Raw genomic sequence first — 17,308 nt, forward strand, 5'->3', positions numbered from 1 at the left:
ATGACGAACACGGAACAGGATCGCTGGTCGCGGGTAAAGGGACGTTTGCGGACGAGCGTTGGCGAGGACGTCTACACGAGCTGGTTCGCGCGGATGGATCTCGAGAGCGTGCACGATGAGAGCGTGCATCTGTCGGTTCCGACCCGGTTCCTCAAGAGCTGGATCCAGGCGCATTACGCCGAACGCGTGCTCTCCTGCTGGCAGGCCGAGATGCCCGAAGTACATCGCATCGACCTCACCGTGCGCTCGGCGATCCGCGCGATGGCCCCGGTTAAGGAAGCGGCTGCGCCGGTCGAAGTGCGCCGTGTCGAGCGCAATGACGGCCGTCCTGCGCCTGAACTGCGCTCGTTCGCGACGGCGCCGGTGTCCGCCAGCCATGACGCGCTTGGCGGCTCGCCGCTCGATCCGCGCCTGACCTTTGCAAGCTTCGTCGTCGGCCGTTCGAACACGCTGGCCCATGCGGCTGCGCGCCAGGTCGCGGAAGGTCGCCGCGGCGATCCCGTGATGTTCAACCCGCTCTACATCCATGCCGGCGTCGGCCTCGGGAAGACGCACCTGCTGCAGGCCGTGACCTGGGCCGGCAATTCCGGCGGCGAGCGCAAGGTGCTGTATCTCACCGCCGAGAAGTTCATGTACGGCTTCGTCGCGGCGCTGAAGACGCAGACGGCGCTGGCGTTCAAGGAGGCGCTGCGCGGCATCGACGTGCTGGTCATCGACGATCTGCAGTTCCTGCAGGGCAAGTCGACGCAGGCCGAGTTCTGCCACACGCTGAACGCGCTGATCGACGCCGGTCGTCAGGTCGTGATCGCCGCCGACCGTCCTCCGTCCGACCTCGAAAGCCTCGACGACCGCGTGCGCTCGCGGCTCGCCGGTGGCCTGGTGGTCGAGATGGGTTCGCTCGGCGAGGAACTGCGGCTTGGCATCCTCAAGTCGCGCGTCGCCGCGGCCCGCGCCCACCATGCGACCTTCGATGTGCCGGAGGAAGTGCTCGACTATCTGGCGCGCACCATCACCCACAATGGCCGCGACCTCGAAGGCGCGATCAACCGCCTCTTGGCGCACTCCAAACTCAACAACCAGCCGGTGACGCTGGAGATGGCTGAGCGCGAGGTGCGCGATTTGATCCGCCCGCAGGAGCCGAAGCGGATCAAGATCGAGGACATCCAGCGCGTGGTCGCCCGGCAGTACAATGTCAGCCGCTCCGACCTTCTGTCATCCCGCCGCACCGCCAACGTGGTGCGCCCGCGCCAGGTTGCGATGTATCTGGCCAAGACGCTGACCCTGCGTTCGCTGCCGGAGATCGGCCGGCGCTTCGGCGGCCGCGACCACACCACGGTGTTGCACGCGGTGCGCAAGATTGAGGCACTGGTCGCCAAGGACACGACGCTGTCGGAGGAAGTCGAATCGCTGAAGCGTCAGCTGCAGGAATAAGGCCGCCTCATTTGGCTGGCTCGTTCCATAGCCCTCCCCATTATCAAGAGGGGAGGGCTAAACTTTTTTCCGGCCCAAAACGTGGGGAACGGGGCCCGTTTCGCGCCCGTATCCCTTGCACCGGCCGCCCATCCGCGCCACCTTGCGGTCCCCCCGTGGGTTTGATCAAATCCGGTATTGATCCGGCTTATCGGGTTTCCAATGCCGCGGTGCTGCCCTGAACGGCCGCCCGGCTTCTCCATCTGAGGGATCTGGCGGGTATTGCAATGAAGGTCACCGTCGAGCGCGCGCAACTCCTGAAATCGCTGGGCCACGTTCACCGCGTGGTCGAGCGCCGCAATACCATCCCGATCCTCGGCAACGTGTTGATCCGCGCCGAGGGCGCCAAATTGTCGCTGAAGGCGACCGACCTCGACCTCGAGGTGACGGAGACGCTGCCGGCCGAAACCGGAACCGCCGGCTCGACCACGGTGCCGGCGCACATGTTCTACGACATCGTCCGCAAGCTGCCCGACGGTTCGCAGATCGTGCTGGAGGCCGACGGCGACCGCTCGGTACTCGCGGTGCGCGCCGGCCGCTCGCGCTTCACGCTGCAGACGCTGCCCGAGAGCGATTTCCCGGGCCTTGCCGCCGGCGACATGACGCATTCGTTCTCGCTGCCGGCGTCCGACATCAAGCGGCTGATCGACCGCACCCAGTTTGCGATCTCGACCGAAGAGACCCGCTACTACCTCAACGGCATCTATCTGCACGCCGCCGGTACCGCCAAGGCCGCGACCCTGCGCGGGGTTGCGACCGACGGCCACCGCCTGGCCCAGATCGACCTCCCGCTGCCCAAGGGCGCGACCGGCATGCCCGGCGTGATCGTTCCGCGCAAGACGGTCGGCGAGGTGCAGCGGCTGATCGAGGGCGACGACGCCGAGATCTCGATCGAACTGTCGGATGGCAAGATCCGCTTCACGCTCGGCAATGTGGTGCTGACCTCGAAGCTGATCGACGGCACCTTCCCGGATTATGGCCGCGTCATTCCGCAGAACAACGACAAGGAACTGGTGGTCGACAAGAAGGATTTCGAGGCCGCCGTCGACCGCGTCTCGACCATTTCCAGCGAACGCGGCCGCGCCGTGAAGCTGGCTTTGTCCGCAGGCAAGCTGGTGCTCTCGGTCACCAATCCGGATTCCGGCAGCGCCACCGAAGAGCTCGAGGTCGAGTACGCCTCCGACGCGCTCGATATCGGCTTCAACTCGCGCTATCTGCTCGACATCGCCGCCCAGATCGAGGGCGAGGTCGCGGTGCTGAAGCTCGCCGATCCCGGCTCGCCGACCCTGGTGCAGGACCGCGACAGCAAGGGCGCGCTCTACGTGCTGATGCCGATGCGGGTGTGACGCACTTCTCTTCGCGCGCATCGGCACTAGATTGCGTCGTGGCTGGGCACGACTGCCCGGCAATGACGAGCTGAGATGACCCCGTCCCGCATTCATCGCCTGTCGCTGACGCATTTCCGCAATTACCGGACGGCGACGCTGCAGGTCGCGGGCGACATGGTGGTGCTGGTCGGGCCGAACGGCGCCGGCAAGACCAATTGCATGGAGGCAGTCTCGTTCCTGTCGCCGGGCCGCGGCCTGCGCCGTGCGACCTTGGAGGACATCGCCGATAATCAGGGCGACGGCTCCTGGGCGGTCTCGGCCGAAGTCGAGGGCGCGCTCGGCCTCGCCACGCTCGGCACCGGCATCGATCCCCCGACCGGCGAGGCAAGCAACAGCCGGCGCTGCCGCATCGACCGCGAACCGGTGGGGTCCGCGACCGCGTTCGGCGACCACCTGCGCATCGTGTGGCTGACGCCGGCGATGGACGGCTTGTTCATGGGCGCCGCCTCCGAACGGCGGCGCTTCTTCGACCGCCTGGTGCTGGCGATCGATTCCGAGCACTCCAGCCGGGTCTCGGCGCTGGAGCGCTCGCTGCGCTCGCGCAACCGGCTGCTCGAGGTGCGCAACTACGACGACCATTGGTGTGACGCGATCGAGCGCGAAACCGCGGAGCTTGCGGTCGCGGTCGCCGCATCGCGTGGCCAGACCGCCGCCAAGCTCGCCGCGATGCTGCGCGAGCGCGGTGCCGCCTCGGCCTTCCCGTCCGCCGAGATCATGCTCGACGGCTGGATGGAGAATGCGCTGCTGCAGGAGCCTGCGACCGCGGTGGAGGACCGCTACCGCGAGATCCTGCGCGCCAGCCGCCCGCGCGACGCCGCCGCCGGGCGCACGCTCGACGGCCCGCATCTGACCGATCTGCAAGTGGTCTACGCACCGAAGAGCATGCCGGCGCGCGACGCCTCGACCGGCGAGCAGAAAGCGCTCTTGATCGGGCTGGTGCTGGCACACGCCACGATGGTCGCGGAGATGACCGGCATCGTGCCGCTGCTGCTGCTCGACGAGGTCGTCGCCCATCTCGATCCCGCCCGGCGCAAGGCGCTGTTCGACGAGCTCGCCAAGCTCGGCGCACAGGTCTGGATGACCGGCGCCGACCCTGCCGCCTTCGTCGATATCGGCCCGACGGGAGAGATTTTCGACGTCGAATCCGGCCGCGCCACACGGCGCGGCTAGACTAGCCATCACCGTGATCGCCCCCCAGGCGATCCGAGAGCGCAAGCAACAGCGCTGAGATCACGAACACCAGGTGCACGGCGACGAGCCAGGTCATCCGCGTCGCGTCGAAGGCGGCATCGATGTTCAGGAACGCTTCCAGCACGTGGATCGCGGAGATCGCGACGATCGACGCCAGCAGCTTCTGCTTCAGCCCGGCAAAATCGATCTTGGTGATCCAGATCGGCCAGTTCGGGTTGCCCGACGTGTCGATGCGCGAGACGAAGTTCTCGTAGCCCGAAAAGACCACGATCAGAATGAGATTGGCGACCAGCGTGACGTCGATCAGCGCCAGCGCATCGAGGATGACTTCCGTCGATTTGTAGCCGGACGCATGCAGGACGAACTCCCAGAGCATGCGCGCGAATTTCAGCAGCAGCACGGCAAGCGCCACCACCAGGCCGACATAGAACGGCGCCATCATCCAGCGGCTGTTGAACAGCACATATTCGAAGCCGCGCATGATGCGCGGCGTCGGGGGGCTCGACGGGGTGGGAGCCAGCTGTTCCGACATGGTTGCGCCCCCCGTTGGTCCCCGCTTTTAGGCCGCTTTCTTCTTCGCGGTGATCAGCTTGCGGTTGATCAGGACTTCCGCGATCTGGATCGCGTTCAGCGCGGCACCCTTGCGCAGATTGTCCGACACGCACCAGAACGACAGGCCGTTCTCCACGGTCGCATCCTCGCGGATGCGGCTGATATAGGTTGCGTCCTCGCCGGCCGCCTCATACGGCGTGACGTAGCCGCCGGGCTCGTGCTTGTCGATCACGAGGCAGCCCGGCGCGTTGCGCAGGATGTTGCGCGCCTCGTCCGCCGTGATCGGGTTGGCGAACTCGACGTTCACGGCCTCGGAGTGACTGACGAAGACCGGCACGCGCACGCAGGTCGCGGTCAGCTTGATCTTGGGATCAAGGATCTTCTTGGTCTCCGCCATCATCTTCCACTCTTCCTTGGTGTAGCCGTCTTCCATGAAGACGTCGATCTGCGGAATGATGTTGAAGGCGATGCGCTTCGGAAACTTCTTATTGATCAGCTCGTCATTGGTGTAGACGGCCTTGGTCTGCGAGAACAGTTCGTCCATCGCATCCTTGCCGGCGCCCGACACCGATTGATAGGTCGCGACCACGACGCGCGTGATCGTCGCCTTGTCGTGCAGCGGCTTCAGCGCGACCACGAGCTGCGCGGTCGAGCAGTTCGGGTTGGCGATGATGTTCTTCTTGGTGAAGCCGGCGGCCGCATCCGCGTTCACCTCCGGCACGATCAGCGGCACGTCGGGGTCCATGCGCCAGGCCGAGGAATTGTCGATCACGACTGCGCCGGCGGCGCCGATCCTGGGCGACCATTCCTTGGAGACCGAACCGCCGGCCGACATCAGGCAGATGTCGACATCGGAGAAGTCATAGTGCTCGAGCGCCTTCACCTTGAGCGTGCGGTCGCCATAGGAGACCTCGACGCCGACGCTGCGGCGCGAGGCCAGCGCGACGACCTCGTCGGCGGGGAATTTACGCTCGTCGAGAATGTTGAGCATTTCGCGCCCGACATTGCCGGTCGCTCCGACCACCGCGACTTTGTAACCCATCGTTCACTCTCCGACGAAAAATGCCCGTTCCCCCGCAAGCTGCGGAAAGGGAAGAGGCAGCGCTTCTATGCGAGAAACCCCGTCAAGACAACGTTGCGTAGCTTTTGAGCGTTTTGATGCGTTTATTTCGGGCCGATCCGGCCGCGCCCCATCATACGAGAAATCCGTCTGACCTGACGAGTTTCGTCGACGAGGTGTACGCCACGCTCTCCCGGCTGTTTGCCTATGTCGCCGTGCTCGCGCTGTTCGCCGTGCTCGGCATCCATCTATGGAAGCAACTGCCGGACGCAACGGCAATGGCGGCACCCGCCGCCGCGAGCTGGAGCGTAGCCGGCCGCTCGGCGCCCGCCTTCGCCATCAGCAAGATCGATCTTCAAGATAAAACAGTGACTTACGAAATCCTCCGGCGTCCCGAGGGCGGCCGCAAGGACGTCTTCCGCTGGGCCGACGCCGATGGCGCGCCGGCGGCCGAGCTGGAAATCTACCGCCCCGGCGGCGAGGCCATGGGACCCGCGATCACCGAGATTGCCGGGCGGCTCGACCCCGGCGGTATCCGCGAGCTCGAGGCCGCCGGCATCGTCGACAGCAAGTTCGGCAGCGTCACCCTGCTGCGCCCGGCGCGACAGGACGGCAGCCGCGCCTGCCTCGGCTTCCTCAAACAGGCTGACGCGCCCGACCTGCGGATGTCCGGCTGGACTTGCCAGGGCGCCAGCCTGCCGGCCCAGCGCGCCGCGATCGTTTGCATGCTGAACCGGCTGACCCTGCTGGCGGCGGGCAAAGACCTGCGGCTCGCCGCGCTGTTCGCGCATGCCGAGCTGCGGCGCACCGACTGCGTTACCTCGGGCCCGCCCGCTCTGTCGACCGACTGGGTGATGGGCAGCGAGAACCCGCTTCTGCGCGGCGCCCTTTGATGGCGAGACCGTGGCAAGGCACTGGTTTTCATGAAACTTTTGCGCTTGGACACGCATTATCTCTGATGGTGTGGCGCAATTGACCTAGTGACGCGCCACCCTCCATGGCTACAATGTGTTCCGAGTGATTTTGGCTGATGCGCCAGCCCCCGATGGGGGCCGTAATGACGAGGATGCGATGACCTTGAAATTCCCTGCCGCGAACAAGCTCGTGGTGTTGCTTGCCGCGGCTGCCGTCACCGCAACCGCGTTCGGCATGACCGCGGCCAGCGCACAGCAGACCCCGAGCAAGCGCAAGCAGCAAGAGCAGTATGACCGTGACGGCCGCCGCTACTACGGCGCGCAGGGTCCGAACCGGGTCTATCAGCAGGGTCCGCGCACCCGCGTTTACGTCACCACGCGCTCGTGGCTCGACGCCGGCACCGAAGTGCTGCCGGGCGACCGCAAATTCAACGACTACGCGTACCCGCCGGAAATCGGCTATCCCACGTTCGCGCGCGAGAACAACAACCGTCCGATCGATCGCCAGCCGCTCAGCACGCCGGCCGACGTCGGCGGCTATCCGCGGAACTTCCCGCTGTACTGAGAATCTCAGCGAACAGCCGATATGAAAATGCCCGGCTTCGGCCGGGCATTTTTGTTTTGCTGTCATTCCGGGGCGATGCGGCGCATGCCCCGGCGCGACGATGCAGCCTTACGCGTGCAGCTTCTGCAATTCCTTCAGGATCGCCTCGCCCATCTGCGCCGTGCTGACCGGCGTGGTGCCTTGCGACTTGATGTCGGCGGTGCGCAAGCCGCTGGCGAGCACAGCCGCGATCGCGGCATCGACCTTGTCGGCGAGATCGCCCATGCCGAAGGAATAGCGCAGCGCCATGCCGAACGAGGCGATCATCGCGATCGGATTGGCGAGGCCCTTGCCTGCAATATCAGGCGCCGAGCCGTGCACCGGCTCATACAATGCCTTGCGCTCCTTGGTCTTGGCGTCCTCCTTGCCGAGCGAGGCCGACGGCAAAAGGCCGAGCGACCCCGTGAGCATCGCCGCGATGTCGGACAGCATGTCGCCGAACAGATTGTCTGTCACGATGACGTCGAACTGCTTCGGCGTCTTGACCAGGTTCATGCCGCCGGAATCGGCGAGCTGATGCTCCAGCGTGACGTCCCTGTATTCGCGCGCGTGGACCTGGGTCATGACCTCGTTCCAGAGCACGCCCGACTTCATGACGTTGCGCTTTTCCATCGACGTCACCTTGTTCTTGCGCTTGCGCGCCAGCTCGAAGGCGACGCGGCCGATGCGCTCGATCTCGAAAGTGTCGTAGACTTGGGTGTCGACCGCGCGCTTCTGGCCGTTACCGATATCGGTGATGGTCTTCGGCTCGCCGAAATAGACGCCGCCGGTGAGCTCGCGCACGATCATGATGTCGAGGCCCTCGACCACCTCGCGCTTGAGGCTCGAAGCATCCGCGAGCGCCGGATAGCACACCGCCGGACGCAGATTGGCGAACAGGCCGAGATCCTTGCGCAGCCGCAGCAGGCCGGCCTCCGGACGCACCTCATAGGGCACGCTGTCCCACTTCGGACCGCCGACCGCGCCGAAGATCACGGCATCGGCCGTATTGGCCTTGGCCATGTCGCCCTCGGAGATCGACACCTTGTGCGCGTCATAGGCCGAGCCGCCGACCAGGCCCTGCTCGGTCTCGAACTTCGCGATGCCCTGCGCATTCAGCCAGTCGATCACGCGCTGGACCTCGGCCATCACTTCGGGGCCGATGCCGTCGCCGGGGAGAAGCAGCAGTTTATGGGTCGCCATGGTCGTTACCTCTAGGTAGCTGTTTGTCGTCATTGCCGGACTTGCCCCGGCAATCCATCGCGCTTCGAAGAAGCCCTTACAAGGTAGATGGATGCCCGGGTCGAGCCCGGGCATGACGAGCGGAGGAAAATCCGGCCGGAGTGCTAAAACGCCCCGGGCGGATTGGCAAGGCACCCCGGACAGGGCCAAAATGACCCGCAAAGAGCCAACCGCGCCCCAAAAGAAGCCAACAAGACGGACCTCATGACCGCAGCCATTATCTACGCCTTCGCCTCGGCCATTTTCCTCGGCGCAGGCGTCGTGCTGGCGCAGCTTGGCCTGCGCACCGTCGAGCCGCTGTCGGGCGCCGCGATCAGCGTGCCGTCCTTCACCCTGCTGTTCCTGATGCTGTCGCCGCTGATCCTGCATGGCGAGCCAGTGGTCTGGCGCGGTCTGCCGATCTTCATGGCGATCGGCCTGTTCTTCCCGGCCTCGCTGACGCTCCTGACCTTCGCATCGAACCGGGCGCTCGGACCTGTCATCACCTCGACATTGGGCAATCTGGCGCCGCTGTTTGCGGTCACCGCCGCCGTGGTGCTGCTGCATGAGCCGCTCGAGCCGCAACAACTGATCGGGCTCGTGGTCGCGGTGGCTGGCGCCGCGATCATTACCGTGACCCGGCCCCGCGACCTCGGTCATTGGCGCAGCTGGGCGCTGCTGCTGCCGCTCGCAAGCGCGCTGGTGCGCGGCGTCGTGCCGCCGATTGCCAAGCTCGGGCTGGCGATCTGGCCGAGCCCGCTATGGGCCTGCCTGGTCGGCTATGTCATGTCCTCGCTGGTGGTGCTAACCGTGCAGCGGATCCGCAAGGGCAGCTTCATGGTGCAGGCGCCGCGTGACGGCCGGTTCTGGTTTGCAATGACCGGGATCAGCAACGGGCTCAGCGCGCTCAGCCTGTTCGCCGCGGTCCGCAATGGTCCGATCACGCTGGTGGCGCCGCTCGCCGCGATCTACCCGCTGGTGACCGTGGCGCTGAGCGCGATGATGCTCAAGCATGTCGAGATCACCGCGCGGATCGTCGCCGGTACCCTGCTGACCGTCGCCGGCGTCGCGCTGGTCCTGATCGCCTGATTGCCCGATACGCAAGACAGTGTTGCTGCCCGTGGCGCTGGGCAGGACCGGCGCGGCCTGCCACAATGCCGGCATTGCCGGAGTGAATTGTGAGAGCCCCCGCCCCGTCCTACCCGCATCCCGCGCGGCTGATCCTGATTTTGTCGCTCGCACCAACGGTCGGTCTCGGCATCGGCCGTTTCGCCTATTCGCTGGTGCTGCCCGACATGCGCGACTCGCTGGCCTGGTCCTATTCGGCCGCCGGCTTCATGAATACGATCAACGCCGCCGGCTACCTGTTCGGTGCGCTGTTCGCCTCGCGCCTGATCCAGCGCTTCGGACTGGCCACCTCGGTGCGCTGGTCGACGGTGGCCTGTGCGCTGTCGCTGGCGCTGTGCGCGATCTCGGGCAATTTCGCCGTGCTGAGTTTCGCCCGCCTGCTGGTCGGCTTCGCCGCCGCGATCGGCTTCGTCGGCGGCGGCGCGCTCGCGGCAACCATCGCGCAATCGCGGCCGGAGCGCGCCAACTTCCTGCTCAGCCTGTTCTATGCCGGGCCGGGCGTCGGCATCCTGGCATCCGGCCTGATCGCGCCCTTCGTGCTGCAGGGTTTTGGCGCCGGCTCATGGTGGATCGTGTGGTGGGCGATGACCTTGCTCTCCGCGATCATGACCGTGCCGCTGCTGCTTGCGCCATTACACGCCAATGCAATCGCCGGCGGCATCGTGCGGACCAAATTCGCTGTGATGCCGGTCCTGATCTACCTCGCCGCCTATTTCATGTTCGGCGCCGGCTACATCGCCTACATGACATTCATGATCGCCTATGTCCGCGACGGCGGCGGCGGCGCGGGTGCACAGAGCGCGTTCTGGAGCCTGATCGGCGTCAGCGCGTTCGTCACGCCATGGGTCTGGCGGCGCGTTTTGGCGCTCGACCGCGGCGGGCTCGCCACCACCATCATCCTCGGCGTCAACGCGCTCGGCGCGGCTCTGCCGATCTTCGGGCATTCGCCGCTGCTGCTCGCGATCTCGGCGCTGGTGTTCGGCGTCGCGTTCTTTGCCGTGGTGGGGTCAACCACCGCCTTCGTGCGCCTCAATTACCCGCCGGAAGCCTGGCCGACCGCGATTGCGGCGATGACCATCGCCTTCGGCATCGGCCAGACGCTCGGCCCGATCGTGGTCGGCGCGATCACCGACGCCGTCGGCAGCCTGTCATTTGCGCTGAACGTTTCGGCCGCGATGCTGGCGCTCGGAGCGGTGCTGGCGGCGTTTCAGAGGAAGGTCGGGCCGTAATCCCTGGTCGTCCCGGCGAAGGCCGGGATCCATAACCACAGGTGATTGTGACGGAGGGAGGCGTCACCCCGCCTGCTTATTCCCTCGGCCCCGGAGTATGGGTCCCGGCCTTCGCCGGGACGACGGCTAACTCCCGCTGAACGAGTTGTAGCCCTGGTCTTCCCAGTAGCCGCCCTTGTAGTCGTTGGTGACTTCCATCGAGAGCACGTATTTCGGGTTCTTGAAGCCGAGCTTGGTCGGCACCCGGATCTTCATCGGGAAGCCGTAGGCGCGCGGCAGGATCGCGTCGGCGAACTTGAACGTCATCTGGGTCTGTGGATGCAGCGCCGTGCGCATGTCGAGCGGCGAGTTATAGCCGTCCTTGTCGGCGCACTGGAACCAGACGTATTTGGCGCGCGTGTCGGCGCCGACCATCTTGAGGAAATCGCGCAAGGGCGTGCCGGTCCAGCTGCCGATCGCGCTCCAGCCTTCGACGCAGATGTGACGCGTCACCTGCTTGACCTGCGGCAGCTTGTACAATTCGTCGAGCGTCCACGATTTCTTGTTCTCGACCAGCCCGCGCACCTCGAGCTTCCAGTCTGCGCCTGCGATCTCCGGCGCATCGTCGAGATCGTAATAGGCGTTGAACGGGAACGGCTTGGTGATCATGCTCTCCGGGAAGGTCGGAGCCAGCGCATCCGGATTGAACATCCAGGCCTGCACCGCGTCGTTGAACTTCGAGACCTTCTTCAGCAATTCCTCCGCCGACGACGAATCGACCACGTCGCAGCCGGTCAGCAGCGTCAGCGCACCGAGGCTGGTCCCGGCGGTGATGAAACGGCGGCGCGTCAGCTCCGGCATCGTCTTCACCGCATCGCGCACGAGCAGCTTCTTGTCGACACCGGAGATCAGGAGCTTGCGAAGACGACCCATGGTGACCTCCCTCAGCGTCCGATGATCATGGCGCGCAGGCTCTTCGGCACCAGCAGCGCGAGCGCGACATGGATCACCAGGAAGGCGACGATCAGCGCCATACAGGTGAAGTGGACATAGCGGGCGATGTCGTAGCCGCCGAACAGCGATACCAGCCAATGCAACTGCACCGGCTTCCACATCGACAGGCCGGACAGCACGATCACCACGCCGACGGTGATAATGCCGGTATAGAGCAGCTTCTGCACCGAATTGTACTGGCTGAGATCGTCATGCGACAGCTTGAAGGTCAGGGCCGCCTTGGTATCGGCAATCACGCCGCCGGGGGTGATCGGCAGCAGCTTCTTACGGAGGCGGCCGGTGGCGAAGCCGAGCGCCAGATAGATCAGGCCGTTGACCATCAACAGCCACATCGCGGCGAAGTGCCAGAGCAGCGCACCGCCGAGCCAACCGCCCAGCGTGATGTTCCGCGAGAAGGTGAAGCCGAACAGCGGCGAGGCATTGTAGATCTGCCAGCCGGACATGATCATCAGGATCATCGCGAATGCGTTGATCCAGTGCACCATGCGCACCCAGACCGGCTGGATCACCTTCGCGGGCGCCGCGGTCTCTGCCTGGTGGTCGCTGACGGCAAGGCTCGTCATGGAATGTCTCTGCTCGTGGTCGTTACCGGCTTATACGCCGGGAACCGGCGTTCCGTTACGGGTGTGCGCATCATCAGTTCGATATACGCCACTTCATCTGGTCACAAAAATGCGAGCCGGAGCGAGGCTCCGGCTCGCAGTCTCGTAAGGCGTTCAGGGACTAAATCGGCCCGCCGGGTGTCAGGTCGCCGGCATCAGCACGGTGTCGACCACATGGATAACGCCGTTCGACTGGTTGACGTTGGAGATCGTCACCATCGAGGTGCCACCCTTGGCATCGACGATCCAGACCTTGCCGTCCTGCTTCTTCACGGTCAGTTCCTCGCCCTCGGCGGTCTTCAGCTTCTTGCCGTCGGTGAGGTCGGAGGCCTCGAGCTTGCCGGGCACCACATGGTAGGTGAGAATCTTGGTCAGCGTCGCCTTGTTCTCGGGCTTCACGAGATTGTCGACGGTTCCGGCCGGCAGCTTGCCGAACGCGGCGTTGGTCGGCGCGAACACCGTGAACGGTCCCTTGCCTTCCAGCGTGTTGACCAGGCCGGCGGCCTTCACCGCGGCGACGAGGGTGGTGTGGTCCTTCGAATTGACGGCGTTCTGGATGATGTTCTTGGACGGGAACATCGCGGCGCCGCCGACCATCACGGTCTTTTCCTCGGCGCGGACCGGCGCCACGACGGTGGCAGTGATCGCAAGCGCGCTGAAGGCGGCGGCGGCAAGATAGGTAATACGCTTCGACATGGTTCGTCTCCCGATGGGTAATCCGGCCGGCTCGGTCTCCGCCGGCGATGAAGGGGCAACAACGGCGCGTGTTGATTGGTGTGCGTCGTCGCTGGCCTGAGTTACGGGAGGTTTTCCGGACGGTTTCCGGAAATAACTCTTTGTGATTCCTGAAACCGTCTGGCGCGCGCTTCGTACACTTGGCGCTTCACGCCGCCGTCGCGCATTCCATTCAACGGAATGGAGGGTGCGCTGCCGCGAGCAATTTGCTTGCCGCCGTTATTCGATTGGTTCAGCCTGAGATTGCGGTGCAGCTTCGCCGCGGCGGTCGTGGGGATGCCGATCATGAGCAGCATTACGGCGGATGGGCGCGCCGCGCCTGTAGTGGATGATGCCGGCAGCGACATTGGTCCGCTCGAACAGAAGCACCTGCAATACGCCAACTACCGCGCCGTCGCCGGCAGCACTGAGCTGACGAAAACCCATTGGCATATCGCCACCGCCAATGCGCTCGGCTGGGGCTTTGACGGCATGGACGGCGTGATCTTCGCGCTGATCTCGCCGATGGTGATCAAGGAATTCCAGCTCAGCTTGCCGGAATACCGCTCCGGCATGCAGATCGCGCTGTTCGTCGGCATCGCCGGGCTCTATTTCTGGCCGTGGCTCGCCGACCGCTACGGCCGCCGCACCTTGCTCGCGGTCAACATCGCGCTGTTCTCGCTCCTGATGCCGGTCGCGGCGCTGTCGCCGACCTTCACGGTCTTCGTGATCGCGCGCTCGCTGCTGTTCTTCGCGCTCAACGGCGAATGGTCGCTCGGCTCGATGCTGGTGGCGGAGACCTGGCCGGCCCGGCTGCGCGGCCGCGTCATCAGCATCACGCGCTCGGCCTGGTGCCTCGGCGCCACGCTCGCCGGCGCGATCACCGGGCTGGTTGCCGCCAATTACGGCTGGCGTATCGCTGTCATGGTGCCTGGCGTGATCGCGCTGCTCGCGATCTATATCCGCTCCACCTGCCCGGAATCACCCCATTGGGTGCGTTCGCAGGATCGCAAGCGGCGCATCTCCGAGACGCTGGCGCGCCGCGGCACCGTCAACAACGAGGACAGCGCCTGGTTCGGCAAGGCCAAATCGGTCGGCATCCGCCAGGTGTTCATGCCCGATGTGCTACCTTCGACATTGGTCGCGCTGTTCGTGGCCTGCGCCAGCACCTGCATCTACGGCACGGTCGGCGCCTGGATGCCGCTCTATCTCTCGACGGAGAAGCATTGGTCGACCGCCGAATACAGCCTGTTCTACGTGTTCTACGGCCTGTGCGGCTTCCTCGGCCTGTGCCTGGTCGGCTGGCTGATCGACAAGATCGGCCGCCGCCGCACCTTCATCGTGACCTTGATCGAGGGCGCGATCTTCATGACGCTCTGGGTCTATTCCGAGGACCGCGTGCTGCTGTGGGCGTTCGGGCTCGCCTGGTGTCTCGGCTTCCTCGGCTTCTGGGGCCCGAGCACGACGCTCACAGCGGAAATCTTCCCGACCCGGATCCGCGGCGCCGCCAACGGCGTGGTGTGGGCGATCGCCTATTTCGTCGGCTTCGTGCTGTTCCCGTTCGTCTCGATCGCGCTCCAGCAGCACACCGGCTCGTTCGCGCTGTCGTTCCTCTGCATCCCCGTGCTGATGATCGCGATGGCGATTGGCGTGTACCTGTTCGTGCCGGAGCATTCCGGCAAGGAGCTGAACGAGATCAGCGAGTGATCTTGCTCCAACCTCCCCGTGAAAAGGGGAGGTCGCTTTGCTCGCCAGAGCAAAGCGGGTGGGGATCTGCTCTATCCACTTGCAGGGTCGCCTGCGGCTGCCCCCCCATCCCTACCTTCCCCCTTGCAGGGGGGAAGGAGAAGCCCCGGCGCGCCTAATCCCTGTTCGTCGGCGTCTGGATGAAGCCGCGGTTATGCGTCGGGCTGATCAGGATCTCGTTCATGCAGACCCGCGCCGGCATGCTGGCGACGAAGGCGATGGTGCGGCCGCAGTCCTCGGGTTGCAGCATCCTGGCCTGCTCGGCTTCGGTCGGCACCACCGGCCGCTGCTTCAGGATCGGGGTTGCCACCTCGCCCGGCGACAGGCAGCAGGCGCGCAGGCCGTTGACGCATTCGTCCATGTTGAAGGAATGGGTCAGCGCCAGCACCGCGTGCTTGGTCGTGGTGTAGGCCGGGCCCGGCATCTTCGAGACGTGGCGGCCCGCCCAGGAGGCGACGTTGATGATGCAGCCATCCTGCTGCTTGCGCATCGTCGGCAGCACCGCGCGCATGCAATAGAGCACGCCGTTGAGGTTGACCTCGACCAGCTTGTCCCAGCCTTCCAGCTCCATGTCGGCCCAGCTGCGCTTCGGCACGTTGATGCCGGCGCTGTTGACCAGCAGGTCGATGCGGCCGTGCTTGGCGACGATCGCCTCGGCGGCCTTGTTGACGTCGGCCTTGTTGCTGACATCGAGCGGGATCGCCTCGGCCTTGCCGCCCTTCTTCGTGATGTTGGCCACCACGCGGTCGAGCTCCTCCTTGCGGCGGCCGGAGACCACCACCGTCCAGCCGTCCGCAGCCAGGAATTCCGCCCCGGATTCGCCGATTCCGGTGCCGCCGCCGGTGACCCAGGCCACGCGTTTCCCATCATTTGTCATGCAAACTGTCTCCGTTGCTTTCCGAAGGGCGTTTTTGCTAATCCAGCCAGAACCTTCCGGCGCTTTCGCCCCTCAGGGGATGTTGCATGAACACGACCACCAACGCCAACCTGTTTTCCCGCCTGTTCGACGGCCTCGACGACCCCAATCGACTGGCGATCGAGCAGCTCGACGGCAGCCGCATCTCCTATGGCGACCTGATCGCGCGCGCGGGCCAGATGGCGAACGTGCTGGTGGAACGCGGCGTCAAGCCGGGCGACCGCGTCGCGGCGCAGACCGAGAAATCGGTCTCGGCCCTGGTGCTCTATCTCGCCACCGTGCGCGCCGGCGGCGTCTATTTGCCGCTCAACACCGCCTATACGCTGAACGAGCTCGAATACTTCATCACCGATGCCGAGCCGGCGCTGGTGGTCTGCGATCCTTCCAAGCTGGAGGGCATCAAGGCGATCGCCGCCAAGGTCGGCGCCAAGGTCGAGACGCTCGACCCGACCGGCAAGGGCTCGCTGACCGAGGCCGCCGACAAGGCACTGACGGAATTCGCCACGGTGCCGCGCGGCAATGACGACCTCGCCGCGATCCTCTACACGTCGGGCACCACCGGCCGCTCCAAGGGCGCGATGCTCTCGCACGACAATCTGGCGTCGAATTCGTATTCGCTGGTCGATTACTGGCGCTTCACCGACAAGGACGTGCTGATCCACGCGCTGCCGATCTATCATACCCACGGCCTGTTCGTGGCGAGCAACGTCACGCTGTTCTCGCGCGCCTCGATGATCTTCCTGCCGAAGTTCGATCCGGACGCGATCCTGAAGCTGATGGCCCGCGCCACCGTGATGATGGGCGTGCCGACCTTCTATACCCGCCTGTTGCAGAACCCCGGCCTGAACAAGGACGCGACCAAGCACATGCGGCTGTTCATCTCAGGCTCCGCGCCGCTGCTCGCCGACACCCATCGCGAATGGTCTGATCGCACCGGACATGCGGTGCTCGAGCGCTACGGCATGACCGAAACCAACATGAACACTTCCAACCCCTATGACGGCGACCGCGTGCCCGGCGCGGTCGGCTTCGCGCTGCCCGGCGTCTCGGTGCGCGTCACCGATCCCGAGACCGGCAAGGAGCTTCCGCGCGAAAACATCGGCATGATCGAGGTCAAGGGCCCGAACGTGTTCCAGGGCTACTGGCGGATGCCGGAGAAGACCAAGGCCGAATTCCGCGGCGACGGCTTCTTCATCACCGGCGACCTCGGCAAGATCGACGGCAAGGGCTACGTCCACATCCTCGGCCGCGGCAAGGATCTCGTGATCTCCGGCGGGTTCAACGTCTATCCGAAGGAGATCGAGAGCGAGATCGACGCCATGCCCGGCGTGATCGAATCCGCCGTGATCGGCGTGCCGCATGCCGATTTCGGCGAAGGCGTCACCGCGGTCCTCGTCTGCAGCAAGGGCGCCGATATCAGCGAAGCCTCGGTGCTGAAGGCGCTCGACGGGCGGCTGGCCAAATTCAAGATGCCCAAGCGCGTCTTCGTCGTCGACGAACTGCCGCGCAACGCGATGGGCAAGGTGCAGAAGAACGTTCTGCGCGATACGTACAAGGATATCTATTCGAAGGCTTGAAGAAAGAGGGATTTCGCGAGGGAA

At 65.2% G+C, this 17,308-nt stretch carries 17 protein-coding genes; 9 read left to right on the forward strand and 8 right to left on the reverse strand.

Annotated elements, in window-relative coordinates; translation table 11 throughout:
- The 3 genes from dnaA to recF all read left to right on the forward strand — a co-directional run bounded on the left by dnaA (window position 1) and on the right by recF (window position 4,028).
- Complete coding sequence (gene dnaA, locus HAP47_RS00005; protein WP_173639981.1) at window positions 1-1,431, forward strand: chromosomal replication initiator protein DnaA; 1,431 nt, start codon at window positions 1-3, stop codon at window positions 1,429-1,431.
- 266 nt (window positions 1,432-1,697) lie between these two features.
- Window positions 1,698-2,816: a DNA polymerase III subunit beta gene (gene dnaN / locus HAP47_RS00010; RefSeq protein WP_173639980.1), complete on the forward strand. Its 1,119-nt coding sequence runs from the start codon at window positions 1,698-1,700 to the stop codon at window positions 2,814-2,816.
- 75 nt (window positions 2,817-2,891) lie between these two features.
- Window positions 2,892-4,028, forward strand: a complete 1,137-nt coding sequence (recF, locus tag HAP47_RS00015; RefSeq protein WP_173639979.1) for a DNA replication/repair protein RecF — start codon at window positions 2,892-2,894, stop codon at window positions 4,026-4,028.
- Window position 4,029: 1 nt separating this feature from the next.
- On the opposite strand, the gene HAP47_RS00020 is transcribed toward recF, so the two are convergent.
- Both HAP47_RS00020 and HAP47_RS00025 read right to left on the reverse strand, forming a co-directional pair.
- The gene (locus HAP47_RS00020; RefSeq protein WP_173639978.1) at window positions 4,030-4,581 is read right to left on the reverse strand and encodes a TIGR00645 family protein; all 552 of its coding nucleotides are present in this window, start codon (window positions 4,579-4,581) and stop codon (window positions 4,030-4,032) included.
- A gap of 27 nt (window positions 4,582-4,608) precedes the next feature.
- On the reverse strand, window positions 4,609-5,643 hold the full coding sequence (locus HAP47_RS00025; RefSeq protein WP_173639977.1) for an aspartate-semialdehyde dehydrogenase: 1,035 nt from the start codon (window positions 5,641-5,643) through the stop codon (window positions 4,609-4,611).
- A gap of 116 nt (window positions 5,644-5,759) precedes the next feature.
- On the opposite strand from HAP47_RS00025, the gene HAP47_RS00030 reads away from it, so the two are divergent.
- Window positions 5,760-6,554 (forward strand): hypothetical protein, encoded by a 795-nt coding sequence (locus HAP47_RS00030; protein ID WP_173639976.1) that lies wholly within the window; start codon window positions 5,760-5,762, stop codon window positions 6,552-6,554.
- A gap of 178 nt (window positions 6,555-6,732) precedes the next feature.
- Entirely contained in the window at window positions 6,733-7,140 is a 408-nt protein-coding gene (locus HAP47_RS00035; protein WP_173639975.1) for a hypothetical protein, read from the forward strand.
- Window positions 7,141-7,248: 108 nt separating this feature from the next.
- Here HAP47_RS00035 and leuB read toward each other — a convergent pair whose 3' ends face one another.
- Window positions 7,249-8,361: a 3-isopropylmalate dehydrogenase gene (leuB, locus tag HAP47_RS00040; protein WP_173639974.1), complete on the reverse strand. Its 1,113-nt coding sequence runs from the start codon at window positions 8,359-8,361 to the stop codon at window positions 7,249-7,251.
- Between the two features lie 243 nt (window positions 8,362-8,604).
- Between leuB and HAP47_RS00045 the strand changes: the two genes are divergently transcribed.
- Both HAP47_RS00045 and HAP47_RS00050 read left to right on the forward strand, forming a co-directional pair.
- Window positions 8,605-9,468: an EamA family transporter gene (locus HAP47_RS00045; protein WP_173639973.1), complete on the forward strand. Its 864-nt coding sequence runs from the start codon at window positions 8,605-8,607 to the stop codon at window positions 9,466-9,468.
- Between the two features lie 89 nt (window positions 9,469-9,557).
- A complete protein-coding gene (locus HAP47_RS00050; RefSeq protein WP_173639972.1) occupies window positions 9,558-10,736 on the forward strand; it encodes a YbfB/YjiJ family MFS transporter in 1,179 nt (392 codons plus the stop codon).
- Window positions 10,737-10,862: 126 nt separating this feature from the next.
- Here HAP47_RS00050 and HAP47_RS00055 read toward each other — a convergent pair whose 3' ends face one another.
- The 4 genes from HAP47_RS00055 to HAP47_RS00070 form a co-directional block, all read right to left on the reverse strand.
- On the reverse strand, window positions 10,863-11,648 hold the full coding sequence (locus HAP47_RS00055) for a molybdopterin-binding protein (RefSeq protein WP_173639971.1): 786 nt from the start codon (window positions 11,646-11,648) through the stop codon (window positions 10,863-10,865).
- An 11-nt stretch (window positions 11,649-11,659) separates the two neighbouring features.
- Entirely contained in the window at window positions 11,660-12,292 is a 633-nt protein-coding gene (locus tag HAP47_RS00060; protein WP_173639970.1) for a cytochrome b/b6 domain-containing protein, read from the reverse strand.
- 180 nt (window positions 12,293-12,472) lie between these two features.
- Window positions 12,473-13,027 (reverse strand): fasciclin domain-containing protein, encoded by a 555-nt coding sequence (locus HAP47_RS00065; protein WP_173639969.1) that lies wholly within the window; start codon window positions 13,025-13,027, stop codon window positions 12,473-12,475.
- 101 nt (window positions 13,028-13,128) lie between these two features.
- A complete protein-coding gene (locus HAP47_RS00070) occupies window positions 13,129-13,353 on the reverse strand; it encodes a hypothetical protein (RefSeq protein WP_173639968.1) in 225 nt (74 codons plus the stop codon).
- On the opposite strand from HAP47_RS00070, the gene HAP47_RS00075 reads away from it, so the two are divergent.
- On the forward strand, window positions 13,352-14,752 hold the full coding sequence (locus HAP47_RS00075) for an MFS transporter (protein ID WP_173639967.1): 1,401 nt from the start codon (window positions 13,352-13,354) through the stop codon (window positions 14,750-14,752). The genes HAP47_RS00070 and HAP47_RS00075 overlap by 2 nt on opposite strands.
- 154 nt (window positions 14,753-14,906) lie before the next feature.
- On the opposite strand, the gene HAP47_RS00080 is transcribed toward HAP47_RS00075, so the two are convergent.
- Window positions 14,907-15,668 (reverse strand): SDR family oxidoreductase, encoded by a 762-nt coding sequence (locus HAP47_RS00080; protein WP_173639966.1) that lies wholly within the window; start codon window positions 15,666-15,668, stop codon window positions 14,907-14,909.
- Window positions 15,669-15,754: 86 nt separating this feature from the next.
- Here HAP47_RS00080 and HAP47_RS00085 point away from each other — a divergent pair, with 86 nt between their 5' ends.
- Complete coding sequence (locus tag HAP47_RS00085; RefSeq protein WP_173639965.1) at window positions 15,755-17,284, forward strand: malonate--CoA ligase; 1,530 nt, start codon at window positions 15,755-15,757, stop codon at window positions 17,282-17,284.
- The last annotated feature ends 24 nt before the right edge of the window (window positions 17,285-17,308 follow it).

Source organism: Bradyrhizobium sp. 41S5, from assembly GCF_011516665.3.
Lineage (GTDB): Bacteria > Pseudomonadota > Alphaproteobacteria > Rhizobiales > Xanthobacteraceae > Bradyrhizobium > Bradyrhizobium quebecense.